The organism is Acinetobacter sp. SM34, assembly GCF_022012365.1.
GTDB lineage: Bacteria > Pseudomonadota > Gammaproteobacteria > Pseudomonadales > Moraxellaceae > Acinetobacter.
The window spans coordinates 224,327-236,275 of the sequence record NZ_JAKLTP010000001.1 but is presented as its reverse complement, the minus strand read 5'-3'; the positions used below and the strand labels follow the sequence as shown (position 1 = coordinate 236,275).

Here is an 11,949-nt window from a genome sequence, read left to right as displayed (position 1 = left end):
TATTGCTAAAACTGTTCGTTTTATATAATCAATCTAGCAAAAAATTAACTCAAAATAAGCTGAGTTAAAGTCTAAATACAGCCGTAAATTATAGCATAAATTCTGTGGTTTTTGTGCCATATCACGTATGTTAATCCTGTTAATTTTCTATAATTTATCGTTTATTTTTTCAGCACTTTCATTTGTCGGAATTTTATGTGATTTAGTTCATTTTATTTAGCATTCTGCAGCCAATTTTAATCCTAAATTCCCAAGCTATTTATTCAGTTAAAATTGGGTTTTCGACTTTAAAAAAATATAAATCGATTAAATCTGTCCCACCATAGCTGTCCAAATGCATTAAACCTGAACCACCTTGTACAACCATAAAAGATGTACATTTGTTTAATGCCCCTGAAATGCTATCTCTTGAGTCAGAATGGCCACATTCACCCTCTAAAAATAAATGAGCTACAAACATCCAGGCATAAAAAAACGCTCCTGAGCAAAGCAGTAAAGCGTTGCTTTAACTGCTTGCGCAAGAGCGTTTTTTTTTCGAACAGGGTTCAGAAACTAGATTTTAGACACCAATTCCGGAACTACAGTGTTCAAGTCACCGACTAACCAGTAGTCAGCAACTGCATTGATTGGCGCTTCTTCATCTTTGTTGATCGCAACGATCACTTTAGACTCTTTCATACCTGCCAAATGCTGAATCGCACCAGAAATACCTACAGCGATGTATAGGTCAGGCGCAACGATTTTACCCGTTTGACCCACTTGCATGTCGTTAGGAACGAAGCCAGCGTCAACTGCAGCACGTGAAGCACCTTGCGCAGCACCCAATTTGTCAGCCAATGGATCAAGCACAGTGTGATAGTTTTCACCTGAACCCACACCACGACCACCAGAAACCACGATGCGTGCAGCGGTTAATTCCGGACGTTCAGATTTAACGATTTCTTCTGAAACGAATTTAGAGATGCCAGCATCGCCTTGTGACGCAGCTGCTTCAACAGAAGCTGAACCACCCTCAGCAGCAACAGCATCAAATGCAGTACCACGAACAGTCGCAACAACGATAGATTCACCTGATTCTACAGTGGCAATTGCGTTACCTGCATAGATAGGACGTTTGAAAGTTTTAGGGCTTTCAACAGCAATGATATCAGTGATCATGCTGACGTCTAACAGTGCAGCAGCACGTGGTAGTACGTTTTTACCTGTAGTTGTAGAAGCAGCAAGGATATGGCTATAGCCTTTACCCAATTCAGCAACTAATTTAGCAACGTTTTCAGCCAACTGGTTTGCATAAGCAGCGTCGTCAGCAAGTAATACTTTGCTTACGCCAGCAACTTTAGCGGCTTGGTCAGCAACGGCTTGCGCGTTCGAGCCAGCTACCAATACAGTGATATCACCACCGATTTTTTGAGCTGCAGCAACAACGTTTAAAGTTGCACCATTAAGTGCTTTGTTGTCGTGCTCAGCGATAACTAAAATACTCATGATTTTTATCCTTCTGTATTAGATCACTTTCGCTTCGTTTTTAAGTTTGTCAACAAGCTCATCTACAGATTTCACTTGTACGCCAGCTTTACGTTCAGCAGGAGCTTCAACTTTAACTGTTTTCAGTTTAGTTGTTGCAGTTACACCAAAGTCAGCAGGAGACTTAGCATCAAGCGGTTTTTTACGCGCTTTCATGATGTTTGGAAGAGCAGCATAACGTGGCTCATTCAAACGTAAGTCCGTGGTGATGATTGCTGGAAGTGCAAGCTCAACAGTTTGTAAACCACCGTCGACTTCACGAGTGACCTGTACTTTGTCACCGTCAACTTTCACTTCAGAAGCGAATGTACCTTGACCTGCGCCAAGTAGAGCGCCAAGCATCTGACCAACCTGGTTAGAGTCGTCATCAATGGCCTGTTTACCAAGAAGGATTAATTGTGGTTGTTCAGCGTCAACAACACCTTTCAGGATTTTAGCCACTTCCAAAGCACCAAGCTGGCTGTCATCAGCTTCAACCAGAATACCGCGGTCAGCGCCAAGTGCCATTGCAGAACGAATTTGTTCTTGCGCTTCTTTAGGACCAATAGAAACAACAACGATTTCTGAAACAGTTCCTTTTTCTTTTAAACGAACCGCTTCTTCCACTGCGATTTCACAGAATGGGTTAATTGACATTTTAACGTTGGTTAAGTCAACACCACTGTTGTCCGGTTTAACGCGAACTTTAACGTTGGCATCAACCACACGTTTTACAGCAACAAGAGCCTTCATGTAATCCTCGGCTGTTTTAGCAAATGTAAATGTTGAGAAAAGTTATAATAACTCTTCACTTAAATTTTTTTAGGTGCCCTATCTTGCAATGTGTACGGCATTTCGGTCAAGTCACAATTATCGAAACAGCCGTAAAAATGCATCATTTTCCTTGAACTTGGCGTTCATATTTTTTTACACTACTTTTATTAAGATGAAATTCCTAAATATTTATTTATTTTTTAAGCATTGATTTTTATTATGTTTTTATCTGATTAACTTCATCAAAAGTTCTGATTTAATACGTGTTTCCGATTAGTGCCTGGCTGGTCTGGCACACATGGATGACAAAACGACCAAAGTAATGAATTGTCATTTAAGACAGATTCCGCTAAATTTTTCAGTCTGTTTGTCCTAAAATCGAGCGCTTTTTTAAGTTAAACATGTAACAAATTACTTTTTATGCCCAAATACTACTCGGCATTAAAAAAGCATGTCCTCACAACATGCTTTTTCACAGCTCTTAATTAATGATCAGCCAGGTTGCAGCCAGCATTAACAAACCACCTGAACCACCATCAATCCATTTTTGTTTACGTTCATCAATATGGGTTTTTTGGGTGATTGTGGCAAACAACATACTCAAGCCGCAATACACCACAAAGATCAACCCAATAAAGATGAAAGACAAGATTAACCCTTGGCTCACCGTGTCCCTAGTTTTATCAATAAACTGCGGTAAAATTGCAAAATAGATCAGCATGCCTTTGGGGTTTAATAAGGCAGTAAAGAAGCCTTTTTTGATCGGGTTGGAAGATGATTTTCTCTCGATGGTTAATTTATTTTGACTAAACACCGACTTGATCAGACTAAAAGCCAAATACAGTAAATAGGCAATCCCCAGCCAGCGAATGGTTTCAAATAACACAGGGAAAGAGACAATAATGGCTGCAATTCCCAAAGCCACCAAAACAGAATGGACCAAATAGCCCAAGCAAATCCCTACAGTTGCCCGCATGCCTGCCTTTGCATCTTTACCCATCACTTGAGACAGAATAAATAGCATATCTGGCCCAGGGGTGAAAATAAGCGGAATAACCGTTAAGGCAAACAGTGCAAATACAGACATTTCCTTTTCCCTTTCTATGTCTTGAAAGTGAAAATTAGTATCGAATAAATAATACAAAATAGGATTTCAAATATTCTATAATTATGATTATTTTTCAAATTATATTCTAATTTATGAAACTATCTTCCAAATTTGTTTCAGTAAAGCTGGATCGTATTGATAAAAATATCATTCAGGCTTTACAAAACAATGGTCGGATGCAAAATAACGATCTGGCCCGTGAAATTGGGCTGTCGCCTTCTTCCTGTCTGCGTCGGGTGAAACTGCTCGAAGAAGCAGGCGTAATTCAGAGTTACACCACAGTTGTGGATCCGCAAAAAATTGGCTTGCAGCTGATTTTGTTTTCACGAATCTGGTTAACCGGACAGGATGCAGAAACCATTGATACCTTCATTGAAGCCATGAAGGAACTTCCTCAGGTGATGGAGTGCTATATTATTTTGGGGGAATGCGATGCGATGTTAAAAGTGGTGGTTCCAGATCTGGAAAGTTACCGTAAATTTCAGTCAGCGCATCTGACCAAGAAAAACGGCATTACCAGCGTAAAAACGGATTTACCCAGTCAAATTATTAAACAGAGTTTTCAATTACCGCTTGATGGTCTGTAAAGACATCTTATTTTTCAAAATTTTGGAAATTACTGTATATAGAAATCAGTTATTGAATATAAGTGGCATTACAAGAATAGGCTTAAGCTTAAAACTGCCATTACTCGAATTAGGACTTTAGGGCTACATGAAGGATATCGCATGAAATCAGGTAGCCCTTGAACAAACCTATAAGCTAAAAAGGCTGCTTATACAGGCTGACTCTGCAAGAAGTCACGATGAACATGGCTTAAATCAATTAAATCGTAAGCTTGAAGATTAAATATTTTCCAGACTGCTAAAAAATCTTCTTTTAAGTCTACATTTGAGGTCGCAATTGGACGCTCCTGCCATTGCAGGTCTGAAATCCACAAATAGGTTTGTTGGGTCACATTATTAATGGCCTGCACCTTACCTTCTGCATTAATCCCTTGTACATGCGTATGTGCAGGTAAAACCGGTTCAATATTAGGCAAACTTATTTCTACAAAATGTTTAACTTGACGAAGTCCATAACCTGCAAAAATTTCTTTCTGCGCAGCCGTTAACTGGTCATACTTCTCTAAAATATCTGAAATCATTGTTTCGCCTATCATTTTCCTTCCCAAATTTAACCGACCTGCAGTGAAAGCATAAATAATTTCATCTCTATACATTATTCATGCAATTCACTGTATGGTTATAGGTGATTCTTATACCTTATAAATTGACTTTTTATTATCCGACAATAGTTCAAAATGTCATCTTTATGAACCGATATTTTTACATATGCTTATTTAACTTTGATTAAATCTCATTAACTGGCGCTAAAATAATTAAGCAAAGTCCAGGCCAGATTGATTCAAATTTTAATATTGTTACGACTTTTTCAATTGCGCTCGCGGATGTGCCTGATCATAGACCTGTGCCAAATGATCAAAATCGACATGGGTATAAATTTGCGTAGTAGTCAAATTGCTATGTCCCAGCATTTCCTGTACCGCACGCAAATCCCGGCTGTTTGACAACATATGACTAGCAAAACAATGACGTAATAAATGCGGATGTAAATCCACATTAACTCCGGCACGCTGTGCCTGAAACTTCACCCGATTTTCAATTTGACGCGCACCGAGCGGATTGCCCTTTTGAGTAATAAAAACCTGCGCATCCGGTACAAAATCACCCTGCCATAATGGATAGACTTGCAGCCATTTCATCACTGCATCTTTGGCTTTGCTACCAAAAGGTACCACCCGTGTTTTATTCCCCTTACCGGTAATACGCAACAACTGGCGGTTAAAATCGATATCCTTAATCCGCAGCCCCTGCACTTCAGCCAAACGTAAACCACTGGAATATAGCAATTCCAAAATAGCTTTATCCCGTAGCCACATTTGCTGTTCAATGGGTTTTTCAGGTGCTGGCTGATCTAGAATCTGGTTCACGGTTTCAATATCGACCATCCCCGGAAGTGGTCTGGGAATACGTTTTAACTGAAAATCATCCGCCGGATTAAACGCCAGATACTGCCCCTGTTCGGCCCATTTCATAAATTGGCGTATGGACGAGAGCATCCGCTGTAAACTGCTGGAACTGAGCTGCTGCTGTTCCACTTTATGGGCCAAATATTCACGCAGATCTGTGGTTTCGATATTGGCCAGATCCAGTTTTTTAGCTTCACAAAAGTTTAAAAAATCGGAAACGTCACGTTCATAAGCCTGCAAGGTATGTCTGGACTGATTTTGAATTTCTCGTTCTTTTAGCCAGATGGATAATAATTGCGTTGCATCCATTAATATAAACCTTCCTACACCAATCCACCTTTCTCAATATTACATCTATCTATATTTTGTATCTAAAAAATCAATCATTTAAAATTCATTTTATAAGATAAATTCTGATCAGCTTTTGCTAATATTAAATCACTTACCAAAAAACATGACATAAAAACGATTTCATAGCGAGTATAAAATGCATTCATTTGAAAAAATTGCAGCATCTTTTAATTTGAACAGCCTACAGACCGAAGAACTCACCAATGAATTAAAGGAGTTACAAAAGCGCTTTAATCCAGATAATATCCAAGCCTTTTATCCTGAATTTGAAAAAATTGCCTCAAGCTTTGGCATTCAAGATGATCAAATTGAAGTATTTGTAGACATGCTTTATGCCAACCCTGAATTTAGCAATCTAGTGACTTTTATCATTCCAAGTTTCTACAGCATTGGTGGCGATCGCATGATATTTGAAGCCACGTATGAACAAATGATGGCAGACCTGCAAACAGAATTAGATCAATAAAATAGAAAGCAAAAAGCCTATCTCATGGATAGGCTTGTTTCAAAGTAATACCGCTTAAGCCTGGTAATAACTCAAATCAATACGACCTTGATAAACATTTGCCGTTGGACCGGTCATCCAGACCACATCACCCTCTTTCCATTCAATTTGCAATTTGCCACCAGCCAGTTCAATCTCGACCGAGTTAGCCAGCAAGCCACGACGCATACCGGATACCGCTGCAGCACAAGCGCCTGTACCACAAGCCAAGGTTTCACCTACGCCACGCTCAAACACACGCAAACGTGCATGCTTTTCATCAATGATTTGCATAAAACCGGCATTGACGCGTTGCGGGAAGCGCTCATGTGATTCTACTTGTGGGCCAATACGTGCCACATCAGCGGTGATCACATCGGGAACGATGGTCACTGCATGTGGATTGCCCATATTGACCACATCAATCGTTAACTTTTCATTGTTGGCCAGATCAATGTCATACAAACTTTCAGGCTCATCTGCCAAAAACGGGATTTCATTCGGCAAGAATTTAGGATAACCCATGTTCACACGAACCCAGCCATTGACACCCAGTTCAGGCTCGACAATACCGGCTTTGGTCTGCACTTTAATTTTGGTTTTGGTGGTGAGCTGACGCTCATGCACAAAACGTGCAAAACAGCGTACACCGTTTCCGCATTGCTCGACGTCAGAACCGTCGGCATTAAAAATACGATATTTAAAATCGACATTCGGTAAATCAGGCGGCTCAACAATCAGCAACTGGTCGAAACCGATGCCAAAATGACGGTCAGCCAGACGCTGAATGGTAACGGTATCCAGGTAGGCACGCTGGCTGATCAGGTCAACCACCATAAAGTCATTGCCCAAACCATGCATTTTGGTAAATTCTAAAAACATCTCAGAGCTCTCCATTATGGCAATAAGCGTTCACGTTCCCACAAAGATTCAACGCTTTCACGCTCACGAATTAAATGTGCCTGATCACCATCAACCATCACTTCAGCAGCACGTCCGCGACTGTTGTAGTTCGAGCTCATCACAAAACCGTAAGCACCTGCACCCAATACGGCAAGTACATCATTTTCTTTGATTGCCAGCTGACGTTCTTTACCCAGGAAATCACCCGTTTCACAAATTGCACCCACCACATCCCACTCTTTCGCTTCAACGTCAGTACGTGGCATTACTTCCTGAATATCCATCCATGCTTCATATAAAGCTGGACGAATCAGGTCGTTCATTGCGGCATCAATAATCGCGAAATTACGGTGATTAGTCGGTTTGAGCAAATCGACTTTGGTCAGCAATACCCCTGCATTGGCAGAAATACTGCGGCCTGGTTCCATATACACTTTCAAACCGAGTTTTTCTAAAGCCGGTTTCAAGGCATTGGCATATTCTTCAACTGTAGGTGGAACTTCATCTTTATAAGTCACACCCAAACCACCACCGATATCGATGTGTTTTAGATTGATACCTAATTCTTTAAGCTTCTCAATCATCACAATCACACGATCAAGTGCATCAACAAAAGGCTGGGTTTCAGTCAACTGTGAACCAATATGACAGTCAATCCCGACTACGTCCAAATTCGGCAATGATGCTGCATATTGATAGGTTTCAAATACAGTATCGGAAGGAATACCGAATTTATTTTCTTTTAAACCGGTGGAAATATAGGGATGGGTTTTGGCATCGACATCAGGATTGACACGTAAAGAAATCGGGGCTTTTTTACCTAAATTTGCCGCAACTTTTTGAATACGATCCAACTCGGCATAAGATTCGACATTGAAACAGGAAATACCCACTTCAAGCGCTTTTTGGATATCCGCTTCAGATTTACCCAGGCCCGAGAAGACTATTTTAGATGCATCGCCCCCTGCTTTAAGCACACGGGCAAGCTCACCACCAGTAACAATATCAAAGCCCGCGCCACGCTTGGCCAATACATTCAACACCGCAAGGTTAGAGTTAGACTTTACCGCAAAACAAATTTGATGATCGATAAAGCTAAATGCACGATCCATATCTAAATAATGCTTTTCAAAAGTCGCTTTTGAATAAACATAAAGTGGCGTGCCAAATTGCTGCGCAAGCTGTTGTAGAGAACATTGCTCGGCGTGCAAAACCCCATTGATGCGGGTAAAACTCATGAATGTATCCTTTCGATGACGCGTTTAGATATTGAAAATTAATTCGTTTCAGCAGATGAAGCGGGAAGCTCTTGTGCTACCGGAGCTGCTTCTTGCTTATTCGAAGATTGCTGTTTTGAATCTACATTGGGATATAACAAATATTTTGCACGTTTGTCATAGTTTTGATCGCTAGGTAGCTGTAAAGCACCCGATTGACCACAACCGACTAGAGCAAAACCTGTTACCAATAAACTGATGCAGCAAATGACAAGACGCATCTGACCACCTATTTCATATTTTCGAAGAAGTATAACCTGATCATGTGACCTGACCAAAGCACTAAACGCTAGAGATTATAGTGAGATAAAAAAAAACGCCAGTTTGAAACCGGCGTTTTAATCATTTGTGTTAATTATTTATGTTTCGGTTTGTAGAAACCAAAATAGCCAATAATCAAGATAATGAACCAGATTGGGCTGACCATCAGCGCTTTCATGGTATCGGCTTCCAAAGACAACACATAAATCATGCCGATAAAGAAGATAATCACCACCCAACAGGTAAACAATCCACCTGGCAGTTTAAAGGTTGATTTTGCATGTAATTCTGGACGTGTTTTGTAATACACGATATAGCTCCAGATGATCATTAGCCATACACAGATAAACAAGATCGTCGACAGTGTTGTTGCCAAAGTAAAGGCTTCAACTGTATTTGGTACAAAGTACTGAAGCGCAGCACCTAGCAATAAACAAATCGCAGAGAAATATAAGGCATTCGCAGGAACAGCACGTTTATTCAGGTGACCAAAAGCTTTAGGACCCTGCTCTTCACGTGACAAACCAAACAACATACGGCTGGTCGAGAACACACCACTATTCATGGATGACATCACTGAAGATAGTACCACCAGATTCATGATAATCGCTGCAGCAGCAATACCGGCCTGGCTAAACAGGTTTACAAATGGACTAATGCTTGGATCAATTTTATTCCATGGTGTTACCGACATGACAATGATCAGTGCCAACACATAGAAAATAATGATACGAATCGGAATCGAGTTAACCGCTTTAGGCAAGTTACGCTCTGGATCTTTGGTTTCAGCTGCAGTTGTACCGACCAGCTCTACCCCAACAAAGGCGAATATCGCAATCTGGAAACCTGCCAGGAAACCGGTTACCCCAGTTGGGAAAATACCGTCATGTGACCACAGATGGGTAAATGAAGCCACTTCACCTGCGGTTGAGCTAAAGCCAGTAAAGATCATCCATAAACCGACTGCAATCAGTACCACAATGGCAATAATCTTGATTAAGGCAAACCAGAACTCTAATTCACCGAATAATTTAACGGTAACCAGATTCAGCCCCATAATAAAGATAATGGCCGCAACACTGATCATTACCCCTTCTCCAGGCGTAAACGGCAGCCCTCCATTAAAGAATTGCAGGTAATAAATAATTGCGGACAAATCAGCAATACCAATGGTGATCCAGCACAGCCAATAGGTCCAACCGACAAAATAACCCGCCCAAGGACCAATTAAATCTGTTGAAAAATCAATAAAAGACTTGTATTTCAGGTTAGACAGTAACAGTTCGCCAAGCGCACGCATGACTAAAAACACCATAAAACCAATAATCATATAAATGATCAGAATGGATGGTCCGGCCAGGCTGATGGTTTTACCTGAGCCCATGAATAAACCTGTACCAATTGCCCCGCCAATCGCAATAAGTTGCAAATGCCGATTAGACAAACTTCGCTGAAGTTCACCATGTGCAGCAGATGAACTATGGTTTTCATTTGACATTGTTATTTTCGTCTCTAAATTTAATGTGTTAAAAGTAGCCCAAAACAAAAAAAATAAAAAAAGTTTTTTGAGCGATTATTTAATATTTTTCAAGCCTAATGGCGCTTTAGATTATTTTTCATACACTTTAAGTCCTTTTTATTTCCTTTATTAAACTTTCCATGAATTAGCAGTTTACGTGCCAATTTTTGATTTGGCGATAGAACATACAAAAAATTGTGTTTCTGAACGGCTATTGCTACATTCACAAATACTCTTTTAGCTTTCACAAGATTTATATTTTATGAGCAAGGTCAAAACTGTTTACCGCTGTGAACAATGTGGAACGGATCATCCAAAATGGGCAGGTCAATGTACAGATTGTGGTGAATGGAATTGTCTAACCGAAGTTCGGCTTGAACCTGCAGTGAGCCACCGTGCACAACCGAAAATGGGCGGCTATGCCGGTCAGGCGGCAAACATTACCACCCTGAATAAAGTTTCTGTTTCACATGAAACACGTTTGGCTACTGGTATTGGTGAATTTGACCGTGTTTTGGGCGGTGGTCTGGTCACGGGATCTGTAGTGCTGATTGGCGGTGACCCGGGAATTGGTAAGTCTACCATTCTGCTGCAGACTGCGACCCATATGGCAGATGCACAAAGTTCTGCACTCTATGTGACCGGTGAAGAATCACTGTCGCAGGTTGCGTTACGTGCTCACCGTTTAGAACTACCGACTGAACATCTTAAAGTGATGGCAGAAACCTGTGTCGAACGGATTTGTGAAGTTTTAGCTCAGGAACGCCCTGCTGTTGCCATTCTGGATTCCATCCAGACGCTGTATACCGAAACCTTGCAGTCTGCACCAGGCGGTGTTTCGCAAATTCGTGAATCTGCAGCCTTGCTGACCCGTTTTGCCAAAAATAGTGGTACTGCCCTGTTCTTGGTCGGCCATGTGACCAAAGAAGGCGCATTGGCTGGCCCTCGGGTACTGGAACATATGGTCGACTGTGTACTGTATTTTGAAGGTCAGTCCGACTCGCGTTATCGCATGATTCGTGCGGTAAAAAACCGTTTCGGGGCAGTCAACGAACTGGGCGTATTTGGCATGACCGATAAAGGTCTGCGTGAAGTGGCCAACCCATCGGCTATTTTCTTGAGCCGTTATGATGAAGCCATTCCCGGTTCTATTGTAATGATTAGCCGCGAAGGTACCCGGCCACTTCTAGTGGAAGTTCAAGCGCTGGTGGATGATGCCCATGGACAACCGCGTCGTGTTGCCTTGGGCCTGGAACAAAACCGGCTGAATATGCTACTGGCAGTCATGCATCGTCATGGTGGCGTGCAAACCTCCGGACAGGATGTTTATGTCAATGTGGTCGGCGGTCTAAAAATTACTGAAACCGGTTCCGACCTTGCTGTATTGCTTGCCTGTGCCTCAAGCTTGCGCGGCAAGGCCTTACCACAACAACTGGCCGTATTTGGCGAAGTGGGCTTATCGGGTGAAATCCGTCCCGTGCCGAATGGTCAGGAGCGCTTAAAAGAAGCCATTAAGCACGGTTTTAAATACATTATTTTACCGCGTGGCAATGCACCACAAAAACCCATCCCGAATGTACAGATCATTTCGGTTGCACGCTTACATGAAGCTTTAACCGAAGCCATGAATCTAAGCGAAGAATTGGCTTAAGCTTAAACACATGAAAAGTCATGTAAAAAAAATACCAGTTTGTTATTGAAATTCGCTCTAAATGGCTGCATAACTATAGGGCTATA

Annotated in this window: 13 protein-coding genes; 3 read left to right on the top strand and 10 right to left on the bottom strand. The window is 41.4% G+C overall.

Features of this window, described 5'->3' with window-relative positions; translation table 11 throughout:
- Positions 1–259 precede the first annotated feature (259 nt).
- From LZZ98_RS01100 to LZZ98_RS01085, 4 genes are all read right to left on the bottom strand, one after another.
- Positions 260–460, bottom strand: coding sequence for a hypothetical protein (locus LZZ98_RS01100; RefSeq protein WP_237786289.1), 201 nt, complete (start codon positions 458–460; stop codon positions 260–262).
- A gap of 92 nt (positions 461–552) precedes the next feature.
- Complete coding sequence (locus tag LZZ98_RS01095) at positions 553–1,485, bottom strand: electron transfer flavoprotein subunit alpha/FixB family protein (RefSeq protein ID WP_237786288.1); 933 nt, start codon at positions 1,483–1,485, stop codon at positions 553–555.
- An 18-nt stretch (positions 1,486–1,503) separates the two neighbouring features.
- Complete coding sequence (locus tag LZZ98_RS01090) at positions 1,504–2,256, bottom strand: electron transfer flavoprotein subunit beta/FixA family protein (RefSeq protein ID WP_237786287.1); 753 nt, start codon at positions 2,254–2,256, stop codon at positions 1,504–1,506.
- A gap of 502 nt (positions 2,257–2,758) precedes the next feature.
- Positions 2,759–3,364, bottom strand: coding sequence for a LysE family translocator (locus tag LZZ98_RS01085; RefSeq protein ID WP_237786286.1), 606 nt, complete (start codon positions 3,362–3,364; stop codon positions 2,759–2,761).
- A 113-nt stretch (positions 3,365–3,477) separates the two neighbouring features.
- Here LZZ98_RS01085 and LZZ98_RS01080 point away from each other — a divergent pair, with 113 nt between their 5' ends.
- Positions 3,478–3,972, top strand: coding sequence for an Lrp/AsnC family transcriptional regulator (locus tag LZZ98_RS01080; RefSeq protein WP_237786285.1), 495 nt, complete (start codon positions 3,478–3,480; stop codon positions 3,970–3,972).
- Positions 3,973–4,160: 188 nt separating this feature from the next.
- Here LZZ98_RS01080 and LZZ98_RS01075 read toward each other — a convergent pair whose 3' ends face one another.
- Both LZZ98_RS01075 and xerA read right to left on the bottom strand, forming a co-directional pair.
- Positions 4,161–4,532 carry a hypothetical protein gene (locus tag LZZ98_RS01075; protein ID WP_237786284.1) on the bottom strand — a complete coding sequence of 124 codons (372 nt, stop codon included), beginning with the start codon at positions 4,530–4,532 and terminating at the stop codon, positions 4,161–4,163.
- Between the two features lie 276 nt (positions 4,533–4,808).
- Positions 4,809–5,702, bottom strand: a complete 894-nt coding sequence (gene xerA, locus LZZ98_RS01070) for a site-specific tyrosine recombinase/integron integrase (RefSeq protein ID WP_237786390.1) — start codon at positions 5,700–5,702, stop codon at positions 4,809–4,811.
- A 202-nt stretch (positions 5,703–5,904) separates the two neighbouring features.
- Here xerA and LZZ98_RS01065 point away from each other — a divergent pair, with 202 nt between their 5' ends.
- Positions 5,905–6,234: a hypothetical protein gene (locus tag LZZ98_RS01065; protein WP_237786283.1), complete on the top strand. Its 330-nt coding sequence runs from the start codon at positions 5,905–5,907 to the stop codon at positions 6,232–6,234.
- 54 nt (positions 6,235–6,288) lie between these two features.
- On the opposite strand, the gene dapF is transcribed toward LZZ98_RS01065, so the two are convergent.
- From dapF to LZZ98_RS01045, 4 genes are all read right to left on the bottom strand, one after another.
- The gene (gene dapF, locus LZZ98_RS01060) at positions 6,289–7,134 is read right to left on the bottom strand and encodes a diaminopimelate epimerase (protein ID WP_237786282.1); all 846 of its coding nucleotides are present in this window, start codon (positions 7,132–7,134) and stop codon (positions 6,289–6,291) included.
- 14 nt (positions 7,135–7,148) lie between these two features.
- Positions 7,149–8,393: a diaminopimelate decarboxylase gene (gene lysA / locus LZZ98_RS01055; RefSeq protein WP_237786281.1), complete on the bottom strand. Its 1,245-nt coding sequence runs from the start codon at positions 8,391–8,393 to the stop codon at positions 7,149–7,151.
- A gap of 38 nt (positions 8,394–8,431) precedes the next feature.
- Positions 8,432–8,653, bottom strand: coding sequence for an LPS translocon maturation chaperone LptM (gene lptM, locus LZZ98_RS01050; protein WP_237786280.1), 222 nt, complete (start codon positions 8,651–8,653; stop codon positions 8,432–8,434).
- 134 nt (positions 8,654–8,787) lie between these two features.
- A complete protein-coding gene (locus LZZ98_RS01045; RefSeq protein WP_237786279.1) occupies positions 8,788–10,191 on the bottom strand; it encodes an amino acid permease in 1,404 nt (467 codons plus the stop codon).
- A 283-nt stretch (positions 10,192–10,474) separates the two neighbouring features.
- Between LZZ98_RS01045 and radA the strand changes: the two genes are divergently transcribed.
- Positions 10,475–11,863: a DNA repair protein RadA gene (gene radA, locus LZZ98_RS01040; RefSeq protein WP_237786278.1), complete on the top strand. Its 1,389-nt coding sequence runs from the start codon at positions 10,475–10,477 to the stop codon at positions 11,861–11,863.
- Positions 11,864–11,949 lie beyond the last annotated feature (86 nt).